This is a genomic window from Streptomyces sp. RerS4 (genome assembly GCF_023515955.1).
Taxonomy (GTDB): Bacteria; Actinomycetota; Actinomycetes; order Streptomycetales; family Streptomycetaceae; genus Streptomyces.
The window spans coordinates 5911133-5934981 of record NZ_CP097322.1 but is presented as its reverse complement, the minus strand read 5'-3'; the positions used below and the strand labels follow the sequence as shown (position 1 = coordinate 5934981).

Below are 23849 nucleotides of genomic sequence, written 5' to 3'. Positions count from 1 at the left end.
CGGCCGGTGGTCATGCGGCCACCTCCCGGCGCGCGGCTCAGCCCTTCGGGGCGGTGGCCGCTGCGAGCTCCTCAGAAACGATCTTCAAGATCCGCGCCTGGTGGCGGGCGAGGAAGAAATGGCCGCCGGGGAAACGATGGATGTCGAATTCACCGAGGGTGTGGGCTTCCCAGGCTTCCGCTTCTTCGCCGCTGGTGCGGGGGTCGGACTCGCCGGTCAGTACGGTGATCGGGGTGTTCACCGTTTCGTCGGCCGCGGCCCGGTAGTTCTCGATCGCCGTGTAGTCGCTCCGAATGGCGGGGAGCACCATGCGGAGAATCTCCTCGTTGCCGAGAATGGCGGCGTCGGTCCCGCTGAGTTCCCGCATTTCGGCGACGATGCCGTCGTCGTCGCGCAGGTGCACGCTCTCGTGGCGGAAACTCGACGGTGAGCGCCGGCCCGAGGCGAAGACGCGTACGGGGTGGACGTCGTGGTCGCGTTCCAGTCGGCGCGTCACCTCGAAGGCGAGGACGGCGCCCATGCTGTGGCCGAAGAAGGCCAGGGGCTTGTCCAGCCACGGCAGGAGGGCGGTGGTCAGGGCGTCGGCGTAGGCGCCGATGTCGGTGATCCCCGGCTCGTGCCGGCGGTCCTGGCGTCCGGGGTACTGGACGCTGAGGACGTCCACCGCCGGGGCCAGGGCCTGGGACATGGGGAAGTAGAAGGAGGCGGATCCACCGGCGTGCGGGAGGCAGACCAGTCGGATCGGGCTTTCGTCCGCGGCGTGATAGCGGCGGACCCAGCCATCGGCATTACGGTTGTCGATCAAGGGATGAAAACTCCGTGTTCCAGTCCGGAGCAGCGCATGACCTCGGCAACCCGGGCTCATTTGCGACTTCCGTACACGCGTTCCGTTGCCCTATGTCTAGCAGAGCGCGAATGCCGTCAGTACCCCTAGGTTTGAAACCCCTATGGCGGCCGGAAATCGTCTGTGTGGCCCGGGTTGGCCGAAACCGTTCGAAATTCAACCGTCCCGTCCGGGCGGCGCCCTTCAGCGACCGAGGGCGTTCTTCAACTGCTGCTTGTTCATCGTGGAGCGGCCCTCGATGCCGCGCTTCTTCGCCTCCTCGTACAGCTCGTCGCGCGTGCGCTCCGAGGAGCGGCCGCCGCCGGACTTCTCGCCTCCCCGCTGGGAAGCGGACTTGCCCTGGGTGGAGCCGCGGCCGGCCGTCTTCGACTCGCCCGACCGGGCCCGTTCCTTGTTCACCGTGCGGGACGCCATCTCCTTCGCCCGGCCTTCCGACATGCCGCGCTCCTCACCGGACTCCTTGATGTGCTCGTACTGCCGCTCGCGCTTGCCACTGGAACCACGGGGCATCGCAGGTCTCCTTCACCATCGGATCAGCGCACTGGTTCGCGCGCTGGACGTCAAGCGCCATCGTGAGCGTTTTCGGCCAACCTCGCGCGCCCAGAGCGGCCGATCGGCGGCGCGCCGCCCGCAGGTGGGGCTGGTTGTGGTGGCGGCTCGGCCACGGCGTCAGCCCTCGACGCCCGTCGCCGTATGCGGGGCGCCGACCGGCTTGGACTCCGGGGAGCCGCGCTGGCGCAGGTAGACGGAGAGGATCACCATCGCGGCCACGGCCAGGAGTTCCGACTGCCAGTTCTGCAGGGTCCTGGCCCAGAATTCGGGGCGGCCCAAGTAGGCGCCCCAGCCGACGGGATCCTGGAGCTGCCGCAGCTGTTGCTCGTTGTAGGCGGACACGCCGGCGACTGACTGGGCGGACCAGGACAGGACGAACAACAGCCCCATGACCAGGCCGAGGGAGCGGGAGTAGACGCGCTGTCGCCAGCCCTTGCCGCCCGCCCACCGCGGGGAGTCCGCTGTCGCGTGGTCCCCCAAGCGCTGCTCACGGTCGGATTCCGTGCCGACCTTGTGGAGTTCCTTGGACTCGGGTGAGCCGCGCTGGACGAGCCAGACGGTGCCGAAGATGAAGAGGAAGAACTGCAGGAATTCGGACTGCCAGTTCTCGGTGACGTCGACGGCGAAGTCGGAGGACATCATGTATTCGCCGAGGGTGACCTGCTGGAGGCCGTCCACCGTGAGCTGCTCGTTGAACTCGGCCTGACCGGCGAACGCCTGGCCGAGCAGGACGAGGAGGAACGCCGATCCGAACGCGAGGGTGAGGCTGTTGTCCCTCCAGAAGCCGCCGCGCCGGTCCTCGCGCGACTGTTCTCGGCTCATCGGTGCATCGCCCCGATCGCGATGAAGTAGCCCAGCCCGCCGACGATCACGACCAGACAGGTGACGAAGAGGAGGCGCATCCTCAGTCGCCCTTCACGACGCAGCGGTAGGGCTTGTCGCCCTGGGGCGTGCAGCCGGCCGCGACGACTTTCCAGCCGTCGGCGAACTGCGAGAGGAACAACGTCTGCCCGGCCGCCCGGAACACCGCCTGCCGCCCGTACACCTCGACGGCGTGATCCGCCCGGTCGACGGGGAGCCGCTGGTCGGTGAGGGCCAGGGCGCACGCTTTCTTCTCGTCCTCGACCACTTGCTCGCGCGTTTCGGGGGCGAGCAGGTCGCATGCCGCCGCGTGGTCCGCGGCGGCGACGGCGCCCAGGAAGGCGCGGCCGGCGTCACGCGCGCCATCGGTCCGTGCGGCGCTCGCCCCGCACGCCGTCACCGTCATCACCGTCATAGAGGCGCCGAGCACCCGTGCGCCCGCTGTGCGCAGGGACCGCCACGAGAAGTGGCCGCCGGATCGGGTCCCATCGAACCGCTCGGACAGCTTGCCCACCTCCTTGGGGTGCCGCGGGCAGCCGCCCGGACGCCGAGAGCCCGCTCTTCCCCCGTCCCTACCCGGCGGATCGAAGCCCGTCACCGGCGAAAGCCCGTTGTCCCCCTGACGGTCCCCTCGGGGACCCGAACCGGCGCCGCCGCCGGTGATCCCTCGGTCACCGGCGGCTGCGGGTCGTGGCGCGCGCTCAGACGGAGAGCGCGTCCAGGAGTTCGCCCACCTTGGCGTCGGGCAGGGCGCGTGCGACGTCGGCCTGCGCGACCATGCCGATCAGCCGGTGGCCGTCGATGACGGGAAGCCGGCGCACCTTGTGTTCGGACATCGTCCGCAGGATCTCCTGCGCGTCGTCGTCCGCACCGATGGTCACCGCCTCGCCCTGGGCGAGCTCTCCGGCCTTGCACTGGGCGGGGTCCTTGCCGGCGGCCAGGACCTTCACCACGATGTCGCGGTCGGTGAGCATGCCCTTGAGCCTGTCGTCCGTGCCGCAGATCGGCAGGGCTCCGACTTCCAGTTCAGCCATCTTCTTGGCCGCCTCCAGAACGGATTCCTCGGCGCCGATGCATTCCGCGCCTTCGGTCATGATTTCGCGGGCAGTGGTCATGTCCGTGTCCTTCCTCGGCTCTGCCTTGCTGTTCGTGGTTGCGCCTGCCCGGTCACCCCGTCCGCTAACGGCACACCTCGCACCCGTCGGGTTTGCCGACCGGGCGGTCGGAAAGAAGGCCCTCGGATGAAGGAGGAGCGAGGGAGACCATGCGGCTGCGTACGAGTCGCCCGGACCGCCCCGGCTACTCACGGGTGCGCCACGGACGCGGCTTCCGCTATCTGGACCCGAGCGGCGCGCCGGTCAAGGACCCGGCGCAGAAGGCGCGGCTGCGGGCGCTGGTGATCCCGCCCGCCTGGGCGGACGTGTGGATCTGCCCCTGGCCGGGCGGCCACATCCAGGCCATGGGCACCGACGCGGCCGGGCGGCGGCAGTACCTCTATCACCAGAGGTTCAGGGAGCGGCAGGAGGCGGCCAAACACGAGCACGTCCTGGACGTCGCGAGGCGGCTCCCGCGGCTGCGGGAGGGCATCAGGGCGGACCTCGACGCGCGGGGACTGACCCGCGACCGGGTCCTGGCCTGCACCGCGCGCCTGCTCGACCTGGGGTTCTTCCGGGTGGGCGGCGCGGCGTACCGCAAGGACCACGAGGCCTACGGGCTGACCACCCTGCTGCCCGAGCACGCCTCCTGCCGCCGGGGCGAGGTCTGCTTCACCTATCCCGGCAAGTCCGGGCAGGAGCAGACGCGGGCGCTCGTGGATCCGGCGGCCTACACGGTCGTGAGGGCGCTGCTGCGGCGCGACGGGAGCCGGTCCCAGCTGTTCGCCTACCGCAACGGTCACGTCTGGCACGACGTGACGGCCGCCGATGTGAACGAGTACCTGCGCACCCGCTCCGGTGCGGACATCACCGCGAAGGACTTCCGGACCTGGCACGCGACGGTCCTGGCGGCCGTGGCCCTGGCCGTCTCCGCCGAGGCCGCCGCGGGCTCCCGGGCCCAGCGCGCCAAGGCCGAGTCCCGAGCGGTGCGCGAAGTGAGCGGCTACCTCGGCAACACGCCCGCGGTGTGCCGGGCCTCGTACATCCACCCCCGACTCTTCGAACTGTTCGAAGACGGCGTCACGATCAGACCGGCCCTGGACCGCCTCGGCATCGGCGTCGACTACGGGCACCCCGCCACGCACGGGGAGGTGGAGGCGGCGGTGCTGCGCCTGCTGCGCGGCCAGGACCCCGGCGGGCCGCGGGGCGGGCGTCGCCGACGACCGCCCCGGTGAGCGAGTGGACATGTCCGCCGGCCGACCGGGTACCCGCCCAGCAGCGGGCCGTACGAGGCCGCCTCTCAGGAAGGTGGGAAACAGCCATGACCGCTGCGGACACAGCCGGACGCACTCCCACCGCCGCCGTCGTGACCGGTGCGGACTCCGGGATCGGCAGGGCCGTCGCCGTACGGCTCGCCGCCCAGGGCATGGACGTCGGCATCACCTGGCACACCGACGAAGTGGGCGCCGAACGGACCGCCGCCGAGGTCCGGGGCCACGGCAGACGGGCCGTCGTGGCCCGGCTGGACCTGACCGACCTGCCGAAGGCGGCGGACGTGATCGACAGCATGGCCGATGACCTGGGCCGGATCGACGTACTCGTCAACAACGCCGGCACCGGCACCTCCACCCCGTTCCTGGACCTCACCCTCGACACCGTCCGCGAGGTGCTGGACGTGGATCTCGTCGGCCCCTTCCTCTGCTCCCAGCGCGCGGCACGGCGCATGGTCGCCCAGGGCGGCGGCGGCCGGATCGTCAACGTCACCTCCGTGCACGAACACCAACCGCGGGTCGGAGCCGCCCCCTACTGCGCGGCCAAGGGAGGGCTGGGACTGCTCACGCAGGTGATGGCGTTGGAACTCGCCGAACACGGCATCACGGTGAACGCCGTCGCCCCGGGGGAGATCGCCACACCGATGACCGGCCAGGAGGACCAGGACGTCCGGCGGACACCGAGGCCCGGTGTCCCCGTGGGCCGCCCCGGCGACGCCCGCGAGGTCGCCGCCGTCATCGCCTTCCTCGCGAGCGAGGAGGCCTCGTACGTCACGGGCGCTTCCTGGGCCGTCGACGGAGGCATGCTCCGCATGGGGCCCATGGCCGGCTCCCACCTGGAGGACGACGCGTGGCGACGCCCCTGAGGGCGGGGACGGAGCCGAACGCGGCGCCGCGGCTCACCCCGGCACGGCAGAGGCGTCCGCGTCGTGGTCGATCACGGCCAGGGCCGCCCCGACCACCTCGTCGACGGTGATCCGCAGCAGCCGCTCGTCCGGTGAGGCGCCGTGGGCGTCACCGGGCCGCAGCGGGTCCTCACCGGCGACGGGCCGCCACAGCACCCGGTGCCGGCGGTGCGGCGGGGGCCCCCACAGCCGCGGTGCCACGGGGCCGAACAGGACGACGGACGCCGTGCCCAGGGCCGACGCGAGGTGGGCGAGGCCCGTGTCCCCGACGACGACACAGCGCGCCCCGGCGATCAGGGCGCACAGCAGCGGGAACGGCACGTCGTCCGTGCCGCCCAGCACCGCGTCCGGTGGCAGACCGGCTTCGGCCGCCACCGACCGGGCGAGCGGCCCCTCCCCCGCGCCCGACGTGATCACGACCCGGTGGCCGGCGCGGTCCACGGCACGGGCGACGGCCGCGAAGCGCGGTGCGGGCCAGCGGCGGGCCGCCGAATCGGCGCCCGGGTGGATCACGACGGCGCCCGGAGCGGGAGAGGGGCACGCGGGGCCGGGAATGCGCAGGTCGGTCGGGTCGGCTTCGATCCCGTACCAGCGCAGCAGCCGGCACCAGCGGTCGCGTTCGTGTTCGTCCGGGCGCCACGGGGGGCCGGCGATGTCGGGGGTGTCGGGATGCCCGTAGGCCAGCAGCCGGCCCGGCCGCAGCCGCTGGAGCAGCAGGTGGCTCGGGGGGCCGTTGCCGTGCAGGTCCACGGCCAGCTCCGGTGGCGGCCCCGCCCAGGCGAGCTCCGTGGGGACGGCCCGGCCGGGGGCGCCGGCGGGCAGCAGACGGTCCACGAGGCCGGTGGCCGCGGCGACGGCCGCCAGTCGGGCGGGCGCGGCGAGGACGATGTCGCGGCCCGGCAGGGCCCGGCGCAGCGCCCGCAGGCAGGGCACCACCGTCAGAAGGTCGCCGAGGCCCAGGGCGCGCAGCACCAGGACCTCGGGGCGGGCCCGCCGGTTCACGGCCAGGACGGTTCCCGGCGGGGCACCACGACCAGCTCGCCGATGGCGCTGCCGACCGGCACGGACAGGGCGTACAGGACGGTGTCGGCGACGATCTCGGGGCTCTGCAGCATCGACACGTCCGCGTCGGGGAACCTCTCCAGGATGAAGGCGGTTTCCATGCCGCCGGCGATGATCCCCGTGACGCCGATGCCTTCGCAGTCGCGCTGGGCCTCTTTGAAGAGGGTGTGGGTGAAGGCCCTCAGCCCCGATTTGCTCGCCGCGTAGGGGCCTGCTTCGGTCCACGTCCGGTTGGCCGCGGTCGAGAGGATGTTCACGATGTGACCGCCGCCCTGGGCGATCATGCGGCGGTAGCCCTCCAGACACAGGTACATGGGCCCGAGGAGGTTCGTGCTCACCACGCGGGCCACCTCCTGCGCCGTGAGGTGCTCGGCGGACTTGGAGACGTCCACGGCGGCGTTGTTGACCAGGATGTCGACCTTCTCGCCCGCCTCGTCGACGTCCCGGAAGACGTCCGCGACGGCCCCGGGGTCGCAGACGTCCAGGCCGACCGAGCGGGCCCGCAGCCCTTGGGCCACGAGGTCCTCGCACAGCTCCTTGGCCAGGTCCTGCCGTACGTCCGCCACGAGGACGGACGCTCCGGCGGCGGCCAGCCGGCGGGAGATGGCCGCGCCCAGTCCGCGCGCTCCGCCGGTCACCAGTGCCTGTCTGCCGGTGAGGTCCGTGTACGCCGTGCCGCTGCCGCTCATCCGCATGCCTTCCGTCGCCGGTGCCCGGCCCGCCCGGGTGCGCTCCTGTGGCCCCGGGCCGCCGCTTCGAGTCCACTGTCCCCAGGGCGCCCCGCCGCGGCACGCCGGATTAGGCCGCAGGGCCTACCGGCCTGCCGTGTGACGCGCGGCACGGGCGGCACCCGCTCGGCTGCCGCCCGGCGCGGGGTGTGAGCAAACCCACGGGCCACGGCCCATGCCAGGCGTCCCAAGGGCCGGTTCTCCGTACGCGGCCCCTCGGACGGGCCGGGCCCGGCGGGAGCCGCGGGCGATCTGTCAGCATGACTCGGGGCCGATTCCCCGTCTGTCGCGTGCCGCCGCACGCCGACGGTGCGCAGTGCCCGCCCCCCCCGTCCCGCGCCCCGCGCCCCGCGCCCTTCCCCTGGTCTGTCTCCGTGCCTTCTTTCCGCCCGTCCCGGTCGTCGTCCGCCCTGCCCGCCGCCCCTTCCCGATCGCCCTGGCGCTCCCTGCGCCACCGCAGCATGCGCTGGTGGGCCGTCGCCAACTTCGTCTCCAACGCCGGTACGTGGATGCAGTTGACGGTGCAGAACCTCCTCGTGCTCCAGATCACCGGCTCCGCCGCCGCCACCGGCCTGTCCGTGTCGATCCAGGCGGCGCCCGGCCTGCTGTTCGGCCTCATGGGCGGCGCCGCGGTCGACCGCTGGCCCCGCAAGCTGACCGCCGCCGTGGGGCAGGCGCTCCTGGGCGCGGTGGCTCTCGTGACGGCGGTCCTGGTCGCGCTGGACGGGCTGAGCCTGCCGGTCCTGCTGGGGCTGGCGGCCGTCACGGGGCTGATCGCCACCGTTGACGGGCCCGCCTGCGCCCTGCTGGGCAACGACCTCGTCCATCCGGACGACGTGCCCTCCGCGATCGGCATCGGCTCGCTCGTCCACAGCGCCGGGCGCCTGGTCGGCGCGGCCCTCGCCGGCGTGGCCGTCGGTCTGCTGGGCACGGCCGCGGCGTACGCCGCGAACGGGCTGTCCTTCCTCTTCGTCGCCTGCGTGATCCCGTTCCTCAAGGCGGCACGGCCCGTCGGGACGGCGCGCCCGGAAACCCACGTGACCGCCGCGGCCGAGGCATCACCGTCCGCCGGCGCCGAGCAGCTGAGCGCGCGGGAGGGTCTGGCCTTCTTCATGCGCCGCCCCCGGCTCGTCGCGCTCGCCGCGCTCAACGGGATCAGCGCGATGTTCGGCCGCAACTACTCGCTCACCCTGGTGGTCCTCGTCACCGGCCCGCTCGCCGGGAACGCGTCCTCCTTCAGCAAGGTGTCCACCGTCCTGGCCGTCGGCGGCATCGTCGGCGCCGTCCTCGGTGCCCGGCTGCGCCGGCCCACCGTGCGGCTGGTGGGTGTCCTGACCGTCGCCGGCGCTCTGCTCCAGGTGCTGGCCGGCCTCTCCCCCTCCCTCGTGGTGCTGCTCGTCCTCGTCCTGCCCATGGCCATGGCCGAGTCGGTCGGCGACACCGCGCAGTCGACGGTGCTCCAGACCGACCCGCCGGCCCACATGCGCGGGCGCGTCCTCGGAGCCTGGTCGAGCATCCGCACCGTCTGGGGCCTCGCGGCGCCGCCCGCGCTGGGGCTGTTCATGGAGCTGGCGGGCGTGCGGGTCGCCCTGGTGGTCGGCGGGCTGGTCGTGACCGCGGCGGTGGCGTCGGGCTACCTGCTCCGCAGCCGCGGGGTCGGCCGGTTCGCGCCCGTGCGGGTCCCCGCGCCCGCCGTGACCGCCCGCGCCGGCCTGGACACGGCGGCCTGACCCGGAGCCGGTTTCAGGAGGTCGTACGGGAGTCCCGCGCGGCGCGCGCGGCCCGTGCGGCGAGGCGGGTGGTGGACCGGCCGTCCAGGTACGGCAGGACGACGGCCTGGCCGCCCCACTCCCGCACGACCGCGGCCTCCGGGAGCCCTTCGGGGGTGTAGTCGCCGCCCTTGACCCAGACGTCCGGCCGCAGCGACCGCAGCAGCGTCTCGGGGGTGTCCTCCTCGAAGGCCACGACCGCGTCGACGCTGCCCAGCGCCGCCAGGACGCGCAGGCGGTCCTCCAGCGGGGTCAGCGGACGGCCCTCCCCCTTCAGCCGGCGGAGGGATGCGTCGCTGTTCACGCAGACGATCAGACAGTCACCGATGCGCCGCGCGCTGTCGAGCAGGCCCACGTGCCCGGCGTGCAGCAGGTCGAAGCAGCCGCCGGTGGCCACCACGGTGCCGCCGCGCGCCCGCACGCTGTCGGCCAGCGCGAAGGCGTCGCCGACGGGCCGGTCCATCGGGGCGGTGGTACCGGGCGAGCGCCACAAAGCGGGGTCGGAGGCGCCGCCGGCGGCGACGAAGGCGGCGGCGCCCGTCACCGCTCGCTGCACTGCCTCCTCCGGGAGGGCGCCGTCCGCGAGGGCGGCGGCGGCGATGGCGGCGAAGCAGTCGCCGGCGCCGCACGGGTCGCCGGTGGCCGTGTAGGGCGCGGGGACGAGCATGGGGGCCGGCGTGTGCGGGCGGGTCAGGAAGGCGCCGCGTGCGCCGAGGGTCACCGCCACGGTGACGGCCTCCCACCGCTGCGCCAGTTCGGCGCCCCTGCGGGCGTGCGCGCCCAGCGAGTCGTCCTCGGCGGGGCAGAGGGCGGCGGCCTCGGCCGCGTTGGGGGTCACCAGGCGGGCGCCGGGAACCGGCGGGCCGCCCCGCGGGTGGGGGTCCCACACCAGCGGGGCGCGCCGGGCCGCCGCGGCCAGCAGGGGCCGTACGGAGTCGGCCGTTCCCCTGCCGTAGTCCGCGACCAGGACGGCGGACGCCCGCTGCAGTGCTTCGCGGACGGCGGCGGTGGGCGGGCCGACCTCGCCGCCGCCCCGGTCGATCCGTACGAGGGGGCGGCCGGCGGCCAGGACCCGCGTCTTCTCCGGCAGCGTTCCGTCGAGCGGAAGCTCCACCAGCCGTACCCGCCCCTCCAGGACCTCGCGTAGGCGGTCGCTGGCCCGGTCCTCGCCCAGCGCGGTGACCAGGACGACCTCACGGCCGCCGCGGGCGGCGAGGAGGGCGGCCAGACCGGCTCCGCCGGCGCGGTGGAGGTCGGCGGTGACGTCGACGACGGGCACGGGGGCGTCGGGGGCGAGGCGTCCCACGTCGCCGCGGATGTCGTGGTCGAGGAGGACGTCGCCGACCACGGTCAGCGGCCCGGGGCCGTTCACCGCAGCCTCCTGCCGAGAGCGGGGACCGGCGGGCGGTGCTTCTTGCCGCCTGCGGGCCGGGAGACGGTGGTGCGGCCGGCCTCGGCGAGCGCGGCGTCGAACGACTCGCACAGCAGGTGGACCGCCACCAGATGGGTCTCCTGCACGGTCGCCGCCGTGTCCGCCGAAATGCACAGGGCCTGGTCGGCGGCCTCGGCGAGCGGGTTCGGGTCGGGGCCGGTGAGGGCCCACACCTCCACGCCCGCCGCGCGGGCCGTCATGGCGGCCGACAGGAGGTTGGTGCTGCGGCCGGAGGTCGACAGCAGGAGCAGGACGTCCCCGGCGCGGCCGTGCGCCGCCACCTGGCGGGCGAAGACGTGCTCGAAGCCGTAGTCGTTGCCGATGGCCGTGACGCTGGAGGTCTCCGCGTGCAGGGCGATGGCCGAATAGGCGGCGCGCTCCTCGCGGTAGCGGCCGACGAGTTCCGCGGTCAGGTGCTGGGCCTGGGCGGCGCTGCCGCCGTTCCCGGCGGCGAGCAGCCGGCCGCCCGCGGGCAGGACGGCGGCGAGCCGGTGGCCCCAGCGGGCCAGCCGGTCCAGGCCGGTGGCCCGCAGGTGTCCCAGGGCGTCCTGGAGCGACTGGCAGTGCGCGTGTGCGTCGGCGTGTACGGGGGTCTGCTTCATGGTGTCGGGCCGGCCGCTGCGGGGAGCGGGCCGGGCCCCACCTCCTTCGGTCATCGTGGCTGCCGGGGACGGATCGCCGGGCCGGGCGGGTATCGCGCCGGCGGTGCGGATCGGGCGGGAGGCCGAGGGGGCCGGCCGCTCGTTCACGGCCTCGCCGGGGTGAGCCGGCCGGCGAGTGCGACGCGGTAGGACCGTTCGGTGGCCGAGGCGACCTGCGCCCAGCCGTACCGGCTCGTCACGCGACGCCGGCCGGCCGCGCCGTACGCCTCGCGCAGGCCCGGATCGGCCAGCAGGCCGGCCACGGCCTGCGCCAGCGCGTCCGGGTCCCCGGGCGGCACCAGCCGTCCGGTCTCCCGGTCCGCGACGGTGTCGAGCTGCCCGCCGACGGCGCTGGCCACGACGGGACGGCCGCACGCCATGGCCTCCAGCGGCACGATGCCGAACGGTTCGTAGTCCGCCGGACAGAGCACGACGTCGGCGCTGCGCAGCAGCGCCGGTACGTCGGCGCAGGCGACCGCGCCGAGGAAGCGCACCCGGTCGGCGACCCCGGCGCCCCGGGCGAGGGCGCGCAGGCGGCGTACCTCGGGGTCGTCGTCCAGCCGATCGGCGTCCGGCCCGCCGGCGACCACGAGTTCCGCTTCGGGCAGGTGGGCCAGCGCCGCGATGGACGTGGCCGCTCCCTTGCGGGCGACCAGCCGCCCGAGCTGGAGCAGCCGGTGGCGGTGGTGCGTTCCGCGCTCGGCGACCGGGCCGTCGGGCCGGAACCGGTCGGTGTCCACGCCGCACGGGACCACGTCGGCCTTGTCCGCCGGGACGCCCATGCGTTCGAGTTCGTCGACCTCGTCGCGGCAGGTGGCCACGATCCGGTCGCAGCCGAGGCCGACTTCCCGTTCGCAGCCGATGCGCGAGGACGGGCTGGTGTCGGCGGCCCCCTGGTGCCGTTTCTTGACGGTTCCGAGGGCGTGGTAGGTGTGCAGCATCGGCAGCCCCAGTTCCCGTGCGGCGGCGAGGGAGGCGAGGCCCGACATCCAGAAGTGCGAGTGGATCAGGTCGGGAAGCCGGTCGTGCTGCCAGCGGTCCATCAGGTGGTAGGCGAACTCACGCATGTGCGGAAGCAGTTCATCCTTCGGGAGGTACTCGGGCGGACCGGCCGGGACGTGGTGCACCGTGACGCCGGCGCGCAGCTGCACGCGCTCGGGCAGGTCGCACGCGTCGCGCCGGGTGTACACCGTGACCCGGTGGCCTCGGTCGGCCAAGGCCCCGGCCAGGCAGGCGACGTGGACGTTCTGCCCGCCGGCGTCGACTCCGCCCAGCGCGGCCAACGGGCTGGCGTGTTCGGAGACCAGCGCCAGGGACAGCGACCGTCGGGGGCCGGCCGAGGGAGTCGGTCGGGAGAAGGGAGTCATGACCGCACCTCCGCGATCAGTCGCTCCCAATCGTCCAGGAAGCGTTTGAGGCCGTAGCGTTCGAGGGCCGCCTGCCGGGCCCGCGCGCCGTCCTCGGCCGCGGCCTCCGGTTCGTGGAGGTAGTGGCGGGCGGCGCGGGCCAGGACCTCGGGACGGGTGGACAGCACGCCGGTGCCGGACGGTACGGCCTCCACGGCCTCGGTGGTGGCGAGGGCGACGACGGGCATGCCCAGGTGCATGGCTTCCAGGAGGGACAGGCCCAGGGAGGTCCAGCGCACCGGGTGCAGGTAGAGACGGCGCCGCGCCATGGCGGCGTGCAGGTCCCGCTGGGGCAGCTCGTACGAGCGGCAGCGCTCGGCGGGCAGGCCGAGGTGCGCGGCGAGTCCCTCGGTGCGCATGCCGAAGACGTCCAGCGGCGCGGCGCGGGCCAGCTCGGGCAGCAGGTCCGTGCCGGTGTGACGGCCGCGACGGATCGGCTCGTTGACGACCACGGCGGCGCGCGGCAGGGCGCCGGTGTAGAGGTGGCCCGGATCGACGATGCCGTGTTCGATGACCTCGGCGCGGGTGCTGCCGTTGTCCCAGAAGAGCCGGTTGAAGTGGGTGACGTGGACGAGGGTCACGTCGTCGCGGTCGGCGTACGGGTGGCGGGTCCGCGGCACGGCGCCGTCGGGGGCGTTGTGCTCCAGGTACACGGCGGGGACGTCGCGGCCCGGTCGGCGGCCCAGGTGGCGTTCGGCGAGTTCCGCCTCGTGGGGGCGTTGCAGTACGACGAGGTCGACGGGGGTGTCGGCGAGGGCGGCCGGTGTGACCTCGCGGACCGAGGCCGGCCAGTCGAAGGTGCGGGCGCGGCCCAGGCCGTCCGGTCCCCGGTCCGGGGTGACCGGCACCAGGTAGGTGTGGGGGCCCTGGACGAACGCGGTGGTCCAGGAACCGTGGACGTGCCACAGGAGGATGTTCATGCGCCGGCTCCTCGATCGTTCAGGCGGGGGTCGGGTGCCCGTTGACGGGTGGGTGCCCGTTGACGGGCGGGTGCCCGTGGGCGGGTGCGCGTCCGCTGACGGGTGGCCGCTCGTTGACCGGTGGCTGCTCGTTGACGGGTGGGTGTCCGTTCGTCGGCGGGCGTCCGAGGAGGCCGGCCACGGCCGCCAGGACCTCCGCGTCGCTCACGGAGTCCAGGCAGGGGTGTCCCGGCAGCGGGCACGTCCGGGCCCGGCTGCCGGCGCAGGCGGCGCTCTGGTCGCCGAGCAGGACGTGGGGAACGCCGTAGGGCCGCCAGCGTTCGGCGGGCACCACGGGAGCGAAGAGGCAGACGACGGGCGTTCCCACGGCGCAGGCCAGGTGCATGGGGCCGGTGTTGCCCGTCACCACGGCCCGCGCGCCCGCCAGGACCCCGGCCAGCTCGTGCAGGTCGGCGGTGGCGCCGCCCAGGTCGAGTCCGTGCCGGCCCGCCACCTCGGCGGTGAGCTCCTTCTCGGCGCGGCTGCCGGTGACCACGACCCGGTGGCCCGCCCGGTGCAGCGCGGCGGCGGCGCGCGCCGCCCGGCCGGCGCTCCAGCGGCGGGCGGCGACGGCGGCCCCCGGATGGAGGACGACGTACGGTTCGGGGCCGGTCAGCCGGATGGTGTCGGGCGGGGGCGACACCCGCAGGGCGCCGTCGTCGCCCGGCGGCAGGTCGAAGCCGAAGTCGCGCACCAGGTCGAGCGCGGCCTCGGCCTCGTGCCGTCCGGGCAGCCGCCGGTGCCGCAGTGCGAGCAGCGAGCCGGGGTACTCCTCGCAGTCGGCGGCCACCCGTTCCACCCCCGCGAGGGCGAGCAGCAGGGCGGTCGGCAGTGGGCTCTGGTGGTACGAGACGAGGACCACCCCGCGGTCGAAGCGGCCGGCCGACAGGGCGTCCACCAGCAGTCCGCACTCCTCGCGCGAGGTCCGGCCGGGTTCCAGCCCGACCCAGGGGGCGTCGTAGACCAGTACGTCGTCCACGCCGGGCAGTACCCGCGCCGCCGGAATCCCGAGGGGGCCGCAGAGCAGGGTGGTGTGGGAGGAGCCGGCCGCCACCGCTCGTACGGCGGGTCCGGCGAGCAGGACGTCCCCGGCGCTGTCGAGGCGCACGACCAGGCTGCGCGGGGCGTTCACCGGGCGCCGCCGGGCTCGGACGGCGGCCCGCCCGCGCGAAGGATCAGACGGACCGCCGTCAGGAGGTCGGGGGCGGTCTCGGCCGCGGCGGCGACTTCCTCGGGCCGCGTGACCGGCGTCGGCACCAGGACCCCGCGCGCACCGGCGGCTTCCGCGGCCCGCACGTCGGATCCGATGTCCCCGACGACCACGGTCCGTTCGGGTGTGGCGCCGAGCCGCTCGCACGCGGCGAGGACCAGTCCGGGCGCGGGCTTGCGGCAGCCGCACCCGTCCTCGGGCCGGTGCGGGCAGACCGCCCATACGGCGAACGGACCGAGCAGGTCGTCCACGCGCAGGCGTACGGAGTCCACCTGCTCCCGTGTCAGCAGCCCGCGGCCCACCCCGGACTGGTTGCTGACCACGCCGACGGGGACGCCCCGTTCGCGCAGGGCCGCCATCGCGGCTCGCGCGGACGGCATCACCGCCACCCGGGCCGGGTCGCCGTTGTAGGGCACGTCGACGACGAGGGTGCCGTCACGGTCGAAGAGCACGGCGTCGGGAAGAGCTCCTGTTGCCCGGCGATGTCCGCGCCGGGCGCCCGCCCGTGTGGTGCCCCACACCCAGGGTCCTTCCCGGATCGCGTCGCGGCCGCTCATGACCGCACCCACGCCGACCGGTCCTGCTTCGCGGCCGCCGCGGCCGCGTGGGGCGGGTCGGTGGGCCGTGCGGGGCGGGCCGCTCGGTGCACGAGGTGTCCGCGCAGCCAGTGCCAGGCGGCGACGGGCGGGATGAGCACGCTGGTGACGGCCATGGTGGCGACCTCGGAGCGGGTCCGTGGACCGGGCGCGATGCGGGCCGCGGCGAACTCGGCGGTTCCCGCGAGCCAGCCCGTCGCGCACACGGCGGCGGTACGTCCCCGTCCGGCGAGCGCGCAGCCCGCCGCGGCGGCCGCCGCGGCGGTGACCGCGAGGTGGCGCGGCAGCCGGCCTCGGGGGGCGGCGGCCCGCGCCCACCAGTCGGGTCCGTGCAGGCGGCTCATCAGTACGTCGTCGGCGTTGCCCGCCTGGACGCGTACGGAGACCCAGCGGTCGGCGGGCCGGACCGGATGGGTGGTGCGCCGGGTGCCGGGGGCGAGGGTCCATCCGCCGTCGAGGAGGCGCAGGGCGAGGTCGGCGTCTTCGCGGAAGGCGCGCCGGAAGCGTTCGTCGAAGCCGCCGGCGGCCTCCAGGGCCTCGCGACGGAAGGCCATGTCGGCGGTGATCCAGCGGGCGGTGGCCAGTCCGGCGGTGTTGCGCTCCCAGTCGGTGGGGCGGCGTCCGGCCGGCAGCGGGACGTCGACGCGGGCGGTGACGGCGGCGGTGTCGCGGGCCGCCGAGGCCAGGTCACGGGCCAGGTCACGGCCCCAGGTGGGGCCGGGTACCACGTCGTCGTCCAGGAACACGACCCAAGGCACCGCTCCGGCGGCTCGGGTTCCGGTGTTGCGGGCGGCGGCGGGCCCGCGGCCGCCGCCGGCCACGACGGTGGTCAGCGGGCGCAGGGCCGGCGGCACGTAGAGGGCCGGGGGCGGGCCCGCGGCCGGCGCCCGGTCGTGGACGAGGACGACGACGCTGGGCCCGGTGCCGTCGGCCGTGGCCGCGGCCAGGGCGTCCAGGCAGGCCCGGAGGCTGGGCCGGCCGAGGGTCGGGACGACGACCGCGTACGCCGTCGTCATCTGATGCTGCGTCGTCGGGCTCACGAGTCCCCCCCGCTCCGGAACAGTTCGCCGCGCCGGACGGCGTACGGGCCGATGGCGAGCAGGTCCACGGGCGAGGAGCCGAAGCACTCCAGCGCGTCCCGGGGATCGTCGACCATCGGGCGCCCTGCGGTGTTCAGGCTGGTGTTGACGACCACCGGCAGGCCGGTGCGCTTCTCGAACTCGGTGAGCATGCGCGCCACCAGGGGTTCGCGGGCCCGGTCGACCGTCTGGATGCGGGCCGTCCCGTCGACGTGGACGACGGCCGGGATGCGTTCCCGCCAGTCGGCGGCCACGTCGTGGACGAACAGCATGTACGGGCTGGGCAGGGGCCCGTCGAAGATCTCGGCCGCCCGCTCGGCCAGGACCATGGGGGCCACCGGCCGGAACTGCTCGCGCCCCTTGACGTCGTTCAGGCGTTCCAGGTTGCCCTCGTGGCCGGGGTGCGCCAGGAGGGAGCGGTGCCCGAGCGCGCGCGGCCCGTATTCGGAGCGCCCTTGGAACCAGGCGACGATGGCGTTGTCGGCGAGGGCCTGCGCGACGGTCGCGGCGATGTCCGCCGGGCGCTCGAAGGGCACGCCCGCCGTCTTGAGCCAGGCTCCGAGTTCCGCGTCGGACCAGTCGCGGCCCAGGTCGGCGCCGTCCATCGGTTCGGGGTCCTCCCCCGCTTGGGCGGCGAGGTACAGCGCCGAGCCGAGGGCCGTTCCGGCGTCGCCCGCCGCGGGCTGCACCCACACGCGCGAGAAGGGGCCCTCGCGGGCGATGCGGGAGTTGGCGACGCAGTTGAGGGCGACGCCGCCGGCCAGGGTGAGGACCTGGTCGTGGGTGCGTCCGTGCAGCCAGCGCGCCAGGTCGAGCAGGGTCTCCTCCAGTACGGCCTGGGCACTGGCGGCGACGTCCGCGTGGGCGGCGGTCCAGGGCTCGTCGGCGCCGCGCGGTGGGCAGAACTCCGCCCAGGGGACGCCGGTGGCGCGGAACCCGCCGTCGCCGGTGGGGTGGACGTAGCGCCGTAGCTCGGGCAGCAGTCGCGGGGTGCCGTGGGAGGCGAGGGCCATCACCTTGAACTCGTCGGAGGACCTCAGGAAGCCGAGGTGCTCGGTGAGTTCCTCGTAGACGAGTCCCAGCGAGTGCGGCAGGTCCTGCGCGTGCAGGGGCTCCAGCCGGCTGCCGATCCGGCGGGCGGCCAGGTGCGAGGCGCGCTCGCCCCGTCCGTCGAGGACGAGGACGGAGCTGCGGTCGGCGCCGTCGGCGGCGAAGGCGCTGGAGGCGGCGTGGGCCACGTGGTGGGGGACGAAGCGGACGATGCCCGGGTCGAGGCCGGGCAGCGCGGTCGCCAGGAAGCCCGGGACCTCGCGGGCGTACGTCTGCCGCAGGTGGTCCCAGGGGTCGTGCAGGCCCATGACCTCGGCCGGCAGGGCCAGCTCGGGGTCGTAGGAGTACGCGACGACGTCCAGGTCCTGGGGACGGAGCCCGGCGCGGCGCAAGCACCACATCGCGGCCTGCTCCGGGAGTTCCCACGCGGAGAACGGCACCGGCCGCTTGCCGTGCTTGCGCCGCGAGAACCGCTCCTCCTCGGCGGCGGCGACGGTGCGGCCGTCGATGACGAGGGCGGCGGCGGGGTCGTGGAAGAGCGCGTTGATTCCGAGAATGCGCATGGCGATGCGGCCTTTCGGCTTTGGGGGTACCGGCCGCTCCCGTCCTCGGGGGAGGGCAGCGGTCGCGAGGGGCTGCCGCGGACGCGGGTCAGCCGTCCGGGTGGGCGCGGAACCAGGCGATCGTGCGGCGCAGCCCTTCCTCAGCCGCCACGAGCGGCTCCCACTGCAGCTTGTCGCGGGCCAGCGTGATGTCGGGGCAGCGCAGGGCGGGGTCGTCCGTGGGCCGTTCCACGAAGGCGATCCGCGAGGCGGAACCGGTCAGTTCGATGATCCAGCGGGCCAGGTCCAGCATCGTGAGCTCGGACGGGTTGCCGATGTTCACCGGCCCCGACATGCCGTGGGCGGCCGCCGCCAGGATGCCCGCGACGGTGTCGTCGACGTAGCACAGCGAGCGCGTCTGCAGTCCGTCCCCGGTGACCGTCAACGGCTCGCCGGCCAGGGCCTGCCGGATGAAGGTGGGCACCGCCCGCCCGTCGTATCCGCGCATGCGCGGCCCGTAGGTGTTGAACAGCCGCACGACGCAGGTGTCGGTGCCCCGCGTGGACCCGTGGGCCGTGGTCAGGGCCTCACCGAACCTCTTGGCCTCGTCGTAGACGCTGCGGGGCCCCACGGGGTTGACGTGTCCCCAGTAGCGCTCGTTCTGCGGGTGCTCCCGCGGGTCCCCGTACACCTCGGAGGTGGAGGCGAGGAGGAAGCGGGCACCGCTGTGGTGCGCGAGGTCCAGGGCGTTGCGGGTACCGAGACTGCCGGCGTCGAGCGTGTGCAGCGGCAGTCGGAGGTAGTCGGCGGGGGAAGCGGGCGAGGCGAGGTGGAGCACGAGGTCGGGTCTGCGCCGCACCGTGAACGGCTGGGACACGTCGGCCTCTTGCAGGGTGAATCCGGGGTGGTCTCCCAGCTCGGCCACGTTCCCGGCCAGGCCCGTGCTGAAGTCGTCGACGCAGGTGACCGCGGTACCCGCGGCGAGCAGTGCGGAGCACAGGTGCGAGCCGACGAAGCCCGCACCGCCCGTCACCACTGCGTGCTCCCAGGCCGGTGCCGGAAGGGAACCCATGTTGGTCTCCTCATGAACGGGGGAGAGCGCGGGACGCAGGGATCGGGAGGCGGTGCGCGCACCGCGCTCTCCGTTCCCGGGAACAACCCGCAGGGATGCCTTTAGCCTGCACCGTGCCGGGGCGGGCCGCCCGGCATGACGGCATTCGGATGAGGACGCACCGTGACCCGGTGGTCCGAAGCGCCCTTCTTCCCCCGCCCCGCCGCATTCCCGCCGACACCGCCCAGGCCACCGGCGGCACGATCGCGCCGGGGCGCTCAGGGGGTGAACAGCACCTTGACGGCGCCGTCCCGCTTCTTCTGGAACATGTCGTACGCGGCCGGCGCCTCCTCCAGGGGCAGCCGGTGCGTGGCGAAGTCGTCCACGCCCAGCGGGTCGCCATCGGTGAGGAGGGGAAGGATCTCGGGGACCCAGCGGTGGACATTGGCCTGGCCCATGCGCAGCTGGAGCTGCTTGTCGAACATCGTCAGCAGGGGCAGCGGATCGGCCGCGCCTCCGTACACACCGCAGACGGAGATCGTGCCGCCGCGTCGGACGAGGTCGATCGCCGTCTGGAGCGCGGACAGCCGGTCGACGCCCGCGCGTTTCATCATCGCGGCCGCGAGTGCGTCCGGCAGGAGTGTGGTCATGCCCTGCGCGGCGGCGGCGACGCGGCTGCCGTGGGCTTCCATGCCCACGGCGTCGATGACGGCGTCCGGCCCCCGTCCGCCGGTGAGGCCGCGCACGGCGTCCGCGAGTCCGTCGCCGTACTCCTGGAGGTCCAGTGTGTGGATCCCGCGTCGGCGGACGCGCTCCAGCCGCTCGGGTACGAGGTCGATCCCGATGACCGTGCCGGCGCCCCGGTGGGCCGCGATGCGGCAGCTCATGTCCCCGATCGGCCCGAGGCCGAGGACGGCGACACTGCCGCCCGGCGGTACGGCCGCGTACTCGACGGCCTGCCACGCCGTGGGCAGCACGTCGGACAGGTAGACGAAGCGGTCGTCGGCCGGTCCCTCGGGGACCCGGACCGGCAGCCTGTCGCCGAACGGAACGCGCAGGTACTGTGCCTGACCGCCGGGCACCTGCCCGTAGAGCTTGGTGTAGCCGAAGAGCGAGGCGCCGGTGCCGTACTCGTGGACCTGGGTCGTCTCGCACTGCGAATGCAGGCCCTGACCGCACATGAAGCACGTACCGCAGGAGATGTTGAAGGGGATGACCACCCGGTCGCCCGGCTTCAGGGCCGTGACGTCGGGGCCCACCTCTTCCACGACTCCCATGGGCTCGTGGCCCAGGATGTCGCCGGGGTCGAGGAAGGGGCCGAGGACCTCGTAGAGGTGGAGGTCGGAGCCGCACAGACCGGTGGTGGTGATCTTGACGATCACGTCGTCGCGGTCCTGGATCATGGGATCGGGAACCGTCTCGACCCGCACGTCGCGCTTGCCGTGCCACGTCAGTGCCCTCATGACGTCTCCTCGCTCCGCGGGCAGGGATGCGGCGCCGCAGGCGAGCCGGCGCCCTCTCGGCGCCTACCCCTGGACCCGGCGCGGACACCCGCGCGGGGCCGCCGTGCCTCAGCTTCGAGCGGCGGGTGGTGGGGCGTCGAACGAGAGATCAGGCCCTGGCCGGACGTCGGCCGCCATGTTGCGCCGCATCATCTCCAGGGCCGCCTCGGCGAGGCGCGCGTCGATGTGGGCGACCGCGTCGGCGGCGACCGCGACGTCGAGGTGGCGGATGTGGGCGTCCAGCGCGGAATACAGCACGCACTGCTCGGTCACCTGTCCGCACAGGACGACCCGCCCCACTCCGAGCTGGTCCAGGAGGTAGCCCAGAGGCGTTTCGAAGAAGGCCGAGTGCCTCGCCTTGACGACGAACAGCGCGTCCCCGTCGGGGGCGATCGGCTCCACCAGGTCCGCGTACCGGCCGGACAGGGCGGCTCGGAGGATCTCGCCGTGGTGCGAGCGCCACTGGCCGAAGTTGTCGTTGACGTAGATCGCCGGCACCCGTTCCGACCGGGCTCGGTCCAGCAGCAGACGGATACCCGGAAGGGCGGTGCGGACCGACGGGGCGAGGGTGTCCGCGTCCTCGTGTTCGTAGGTGTTGATCATGTCGATCACGATGAGGGCCGCCGTACGGTCCATGGCCACCTCCTCGGTACGGGCCCGCCCGCGCTACGGCCGCCCTTCCACCCGGGATGCGTCGCCGGACCCCTCGCCGGAGCCGGGTTCTGCCATTCTCCGGTGCGCTTGCGCCTTGGTCCTGTCCGGCAGCACCTTGTTCACCAGCCCCTGGGCCCTGGTCTTCAGGGAACCTGCGACGATCTTGTCCTTGCCCGCGAAGAGGGCGTCCAGTCCTTGTCGGGCCACCTGGGCGGGGTCGTCCTTGTCCTGTCGGCCGACCTTGGTGTCCTCCATGTCGGCGCGCCGGAAGAAGTCCGTCTCCGTGGGACCGGGCATCAGCGCCGTCACGGTCACGCCCGTCTCCTTCAGTTCGTTGCGCAGCGCCTGCGCGAACGATTGGAGGAACGACTTGGAGGCGTTGTAGACGGCCTGGAACGAGCCGGGCACGGTCGAGGCGATCGACGAGGTCACCAGCACGTGGCCCTCCCCGTCCGCGGCCATGTCCCGCAGGACGCGCTTGGCCAAGTGCACCGTGGAGCGGACGTTGAGATCGACGATCTCCAGATCGTCCGCGAGGTCGGTGTCGACGAAGGCCCCGCCCTGTCCGACGCCGGCGTTGAGCACCGCGACCGCGACCGGCCGGCCTGTGGCGGTCACGGTGTCGTAGAAGCGTTCGGCCTCGTCGTATCGGCGCAGATCCGCCGGGACGGCTTCGACCGAGGTGCCGGCCTCCTGCCGGATCCGCCGCGCCGCCGCCCGAAGGCGATCGTGGTCCTCGGCGTTGATCACGAGGTCGAACCCGCGCTCCGCGAGTTGCCGCGCGAGTTCGAATCCGATGCCACTGGACGCTCCGGTCACCATCGCGAGGGGTCTGATGTCGTTCATGCCCTGCGCCTACCCCTCACGGCGTCGGGAAACGGCGGCGAGCGGTCTACCCGGACGCTGCGGGGGTGTCGGGTGGGGGCGGGGCGATCATGGCGGTCGTTCCGGTCATCTCGAAGAGTTTGCGGACCTGGGGCGAGGCCACTCCGGTGACGTGGAGGGAGTGCCCTCGGGCGGCGGCCGCTCGTCGGGCCCGCAGGAGTGCGTTGAGGCCGGAGAGGTCGCAGAAGGACACCCCGCGGAAGTCCGCTTCGACCCGGGCCACGCCATCGGCGAGCGCGGTGTGCAGGGCTTCGGACAGCAGTGGCGCCGTCGCGATGTCGATCTCTCCGGTGACCGCCACGGTGAGGCGGCCATCGGCCCGGGTGGTGGTGAGCGTGACGACGCCCGTGCCGGAGAACGCCGTCCCCGGGCTCGTCGGGCGCTCGTCGGGTGTCGCGTGCATCGTCTGTCTCCTTCCCGGTCGAGATCGCGACCCGGCGGGTCAGGAGCCGTCCGGGGGCTGGTTGCGCTGCTGGTTGCTGTCGTGGCGGAGCCGGTCGGTGTGGCGGGTCATGTCCTCGATGCGGTCGGCGAGCTCGGGGTGCTCGGGCCGCAGGTGGGGGCGGGTGTCCGTGAGGGGGCGGACGAGGTGGGCGGCGTCGTGGTGGGCGAGGGCCCGGTTCAGTTCGCCGAGCTGCGCGTCCGCGGTGGCGGGGAGGTCGGTGAGTGCGGTGATCTGTCCGGCGAGGCTGCGCAGGGCGGCGGCGTTGTCCCGGGCCCAGGCGGTGACGGTGCGGTCGGCGGCGCGGCGGTCGCGTACGGCCTGGACCCGTTGCTCTCCGGTGGCGCCGGCGGCTCCGGGGCGCAGCCGCAGGTAGCGGCGTTCGGCGGCCTGGCGGCTGGCGACGCCGAGGGGTCCGGCGAGATCGGCCCAGCTGGCGCCGGCCTCCCGGGCGGTTTCGATCAGTCCGCTCTCCCAGTCGGCGAGCTGCTCGCGCACCTGACGCAGGAGGAGCAGCGAGGCCAGCGCCGGGTGCGGCCCGTCGTGTGACTGGGGGGAGCGGTCCTCGGCACGGGGGTGCTGTGCGTCGCGCAGGGCCTGTTCGATGGTGCGCAGGGCCGCCGCGGCGGCCACGAAGGAGACCGGTCCCGGCCCTGGGCTGGGTTGGCGGGACGGGCGGGAGGGCTGGGCTGCGGTCATGGCGTCTTCCTCGCTGCTCACTGCGTCATCATTTCGCTGACGTCTCACTTGTCATCCATTGGACGACATGTTACAACGGAAGCACGTTGAAGCGCATTGGCAGTTCCTGCCGCTACCGACTGGAGGTGTTTCGCGATGTTGATGCGCACTGACCCGTTCCGCGAACTCGACCGGATGGCCCAGCAGCTCATGGGTACGACGGGGACCTGGTCGAAGCCGTCCGTCATGCCGATGGACGCCTACCGCGAGGGCGACACGTACGTGATCGCTTTCGACGTGCCCGGAGTGGACGCGGACGCGATCGACATCGACGTCGAACGCAACCAGCTGACCGTCAAGGCCGAACGACGCCCCACGACCAAGGGCGATAACGTCCAGATGGAGCTCTCCGAGCGGCCGCTCGGTGTCTTCTCGCGCCAGATCATGCTGGCCGACACGCTCGACTCCGAGAACATCACCGCCGACTACGACGCGGGTGTCCTGACCCTGCGCATCCCCATCGCCGAACGGGCGAAGTCCCGCAAGGTCGCCATTGGCACCGCGGGCGACCGGAAGCAGATCTCCGGCTGATCCCGGCATCGGCCGGCCCGAGTGCGGAGGACGGAAGCACCCTTC

At 73.9% G+C, this 23849-nt stretch carries 25 protein-coding genes; 4 read left to right on the top strand and 21 right to left on the bottom strand.

Annotated elements, in window-relative coordinates; all coding sequences use genetic code 11:
• Positions 1 to 37: 37 nt before the first annotated feature.
• The 5 genes from M4D82_RS27320 to M4D82_RS27300 all read right to left on the bottom strand — a co-directional run bounded on the left by M4D82_RS27320 (position 38) and on the right by M4D82_RS27300 (position 3372).
• Complete coding sequence (locus M4D82_RS27320) at positions 38 to 805, bottom strand: thioesterase II family protein (RefSeq protein WP_249768670.1); 768 nt, start codon at positions 803 to 805, stop codon at positions 38 to 40.
• A gap of 222 nt (positions 806 to 1027) precedes the next feature.
• Positions 1028 to 1354 (bottom strand): plasmid stabilization protein, encoded by a 327-nt coding sequence (locus tag M4D82_RS27315; protein WP_249768668.1) that lies wholly within the window; start codon positions 1352 to 1354, stop codon positions 1028 to 1030.
• A 159-nt stretch (positions 1355 to 1513) separates the two neighbouring features.
• The gene (locus M4D82_RS27310) at positions 1514 to 2218 is read right to left on the bottom strand and encodes a DUF6766 family protein (RefSeq protein ID WP_249768658.1); all 705 of its coding nucleotides are present in this window, start codon (positions 2216 to 2218) and stop codon (positions 1514 to 1516) included.
• 82 nt (positions 2219 to 2300) lie between these two features.
• Positions 2301 to 2771, bottom strand: a complete 471-nt coding sequence (locus M4D82_RS27305) for a hypothetical protein (protein ID WP_249768649.1) — start codon at positions 2769 to 2771, stop codon at positions 2301 to 2303.
• 187 nt (positions 2772 to 2958) lie between these two features.
• The gene (locus M4D82_RS27300; protein WP_249768647.1) at positions 2959 to 3372 is read right to left on the bottom strand and encodes a CBS domain-containing protein; all 414 of its coding nucleotides are present in this window, start codon (positions 3370 to 3372) and stop codon (positions 2959 to 2961) included.
• A 149-nt stretch (positions 3373 to 3521) separates the two neighbouring features.
• Here M4D82_RS27300 and M4D82_RS27295 point away from each other — a divergent pair, with 149 nt between their 5' ends.
• Together M4D82_RS27295 and M4D82_RS27290 are read left to right on the top strand one after the other, a co-directional pair.
• Positions 3522 to 4586, top strand: a complete 1065-nt coding sequence (locus M4D82_RS27295; protein WP_249768645.1) for a DNA topoisomerase IB — start codon at positions 3522 to 3524, stop codon at positions 4584 to 4586.
• 86 nt (positions 4587 to 4672) lie between these two features.
• Entirely contained in the window at positions 4673 to 5488 is an 816-nt protein-coding gene (locus tag M4D82_RS27290) for an SDR family oxidoreductase (protein WP_249768636.1), read from the top strand.
• Between the two features lie 33 nt (positions 5489 to 5521).
• On the opposite strand, the gene M4D82_RS27285 is transcribed toward M4D82_RS27290, so the two are convergent.
• Both M4D82_RS27285 and M4D82_RS27280 read right to left on the bottom strand, forming a co-directional pair.
• A complete protein-coding gene (locus M4D82_RS27285) occupies positions 5522 to 6529 on the bottom strand; it encodes a glycosyltransferase family 9 protein (RefSeq protein WP_249768634.1) in 1008 nt (335 codons plus the stop codon).
• On the bottom strand, positions 6526 to 7278 hold the full coding sequence (locus M4D82_RS27280) for an SDR family oxidoreductase (RefSeq protein ID WP_249768632.1): 753 nt from the start codon (positions 7276 to 7278) through the stop codon (positions 6526 to 6528). Before M4D82_RS27280 ends, M4D82_RS27285 begins: the two co-directional genes overlap by 4 nt.
• A gap of 500 nt (positions 7279 to 7778) precedes the next feature.
• On the opposite strand from M4D82_RS27280, the gene M4D82_RS27275 reads away from it, so the two are divergent.
• Positions 7779 to 9047 (top strand): MFS transporter, encoded by a 1269-nt coding sequence (locus M4D82_RS27275; protein WP_249772198.1) that lies wholly within the window; start codon positions 7779 to 7781, stop codon positions 9045 to 9047.
• Positions 9048 to 9060: 13 nt separating this feature from the next.
• Here M4D82_RS27275 and rfaE2 read toward each other — a convergent pair whose 3' ends face one another.
• The 14 genes from rfaE2 to M4D82_RS27205 form a co-directional block, all read right to left on the bottom strand.
• Complete coding sequence (rfaE2, locus tag M4D82_RS27270; RefSeq protein WP_249768623.1) at positions 9061 to 10458, bottom strand: D-glycero-beta-D-manno-heptose 1-phosphate adenylyltransferase; 1398 nt, start codon at positions 10456 to 10458, stop codon at positions 9061 to 9063.
• Complete coding sequence (locus M4D82_RS27265; RefSeq protein WP_249768613.1) at positions 10455 to 11120, bottom strand: D-sedoheptulose-7-phosphate isomerase; 666 nt, start codon at positions 11118 to 11120, stop codon at positions 10455 to 10457. Before M4D82_RS27265 ends, rfaE2 begins: the two co-directional genes overlap by 4 nt.
• 143 nt (positions 11121 to 11263) lie before the next feature.
• A complete protein-coding gene (locus M4D82_RS27260; protein WP_249768603.1) occupies positions 11264 to 12526 on the bottom strand; it encodes a glycosyltransferase in 1263 nt (420 codons plus the stop codon).
• Complete coding sequence (locus M4D82_RS27255) at positions 12523 to 13485, bottom strand: glycosyltransferase (RefSeq protein WP_249768601.1); 963 nt, start codon at positions 13483 to 13485, stop codon at positions 12523 to 12525. The genes M4D82_RS27260 and M4D82_RS27255 overlap by 4 nt, the downstream gene beginning before the upstream one ends.
• A gap of 19 nt (positions 13486 to 13504) precedes the next feature.
• Positions 13505 to 14656 carry a glycosyltransferase family 9 protein gene (locus tag M4D82_RS27250; RefSeq protein ID WP_249768599.1) on the bottom strand — a complete coding sequence of 384 codons (1152 nt, stop codon included), beginning with the start codon at positions 14654 to 14656 and terminating at the stop codon, positions 13505 to 13507.
• Complete coding sequence (locus M4D82_RS27245; protein ID WP_502989012.1) at positions 14653 to 15186, bottom strand: D-glycero-alpha-D-manno-heptose-1,7-bisphosphate 7-phosphatase; 534 nt, start codon at positions 15184 to 15186, stop codon at positions 14653 to 14655. The genes M4D82_RS27250 and M4D82_RS27245 overlap by 4 nt, the downstream gene beginning before the upstream one ends.
• A 101-nt stretch (positions 15187 to 15287) precedes the next feature.
• On the bottom strand, positions 15288 to 16346 hold the full coding sequence (locus M4D82_RS27240) for a glycosyltransferase (RefSeq protein ID WP_249772196.1): 1059 nt from the start codon (positions 16344 to 16346) through the stop codon (positions 15288 to 15290).
• A 20-nt stretch (positions 16347 to 16366) separates the two neighbouring features.
• Entirely contained in the window at positions 16367 to 18022 is a 1656-nt protein-coding gene (locus M4D82_RS27235) for a carbamoyltransferase family protein (RefSeq protein ID WP_249768588.1), read from the bottom strand.
• A gap of 88 nt (positions 18023 to 18110) precedes the next feature.
• On the bottom strand, positions 18111 to 19073 hold the full coding sequence (locus tag M4D82_RS27230) for an NAD-dependent epimerase/dehydratase family protein (RefSeq protein ID WP_249768587.1): 963 nt from the start codon (positions 19071 to 19073) through the stop codon (positions 18111 to 18113).
• Positions 19074 to 19330: 257 nt separating this feature from the next.
• The gene (locus tag M4D82_RS27225; protein ID WP_249768586.1) at positions 19331 to 20515 is read right to left on the bottom strand and encodes a zinc-dependent alcohol dehydrogenase; all 1185 of its coding nucleotides are present in this window, start codon (positions 20513 to 20515) and stop codon (positions 19331 to 19333) included.
• A gap of 108 nt (positions 20516 to 20623) precedes the next feature.
• A complete protein-coding gene (locus tag M4D82_RS27220) occupies positions 20624 to 21190 on the bottom strand; it encodes a cysteine hydrolase family protein (protein WP_249768585.1) in 567 nt (188 codons plus the stop codon).
• Positions 21191 to 21220: 30 nt separating this feature from the next.
• The gene (locus M4D82_RS27215; RefSeq protein ID WP_249768584.1) at positions 21221 to 22054 is read right to left on the bottom strand and encodes an SDR family NAD(P)-dependent oxidoreductase; all 834 of its coding nucleotides are present in this window, start codon (positions 22052 to 22054) and stop codon (positions 21221 to 21223) included.
• Positions 22055 to 22100: 46 nt separating this feature from the next.
• Positions 22101 to 22496 (bottom strand): STAS domain-containing protein, encoded by a 396-nt coding sequence (locus tag M4D82_RS27210; protein ID WP_249768583.1) that lies wholly within the window; start codon positions 22494 to 22496, stop codon positions 22101 to 22103.
• 39 nt (positions 22497 to 22535) lie between these two features.
• Positions 22536 to 23234: an HSP18 transcriptional regulator gene (locus M4D82_RS27205; RefSeq protein WP_249768582.1), complete on the bottom strand. Its 699-nt coding sequence runs from the start codon at positions 23232 to 23234 to the stop codon at positions 22536 to 22538.
• 135 nt (positions 23235 to 23369) lie between these two features.
• On the opposite strand from M4D82_RS27205, the gene M4D82_RS27200 reads away from it, so the two are divergent.
• The gene (locus tag M4D82_RS27200) at positions 23370 to 23804 is read left to right on the top strand and encodes an Hsp20/alpha crystallin family protein (RefSeq protein WP_249768581.1); all 435 of its coding nucleotides are present in this window, start codon (positions 23370 to 23372) and stop codon (positions 23802 to 23804) included.
• The last annotated feature ends 45 nt before the right edge of the window (positions 23805 to 23849 follow it).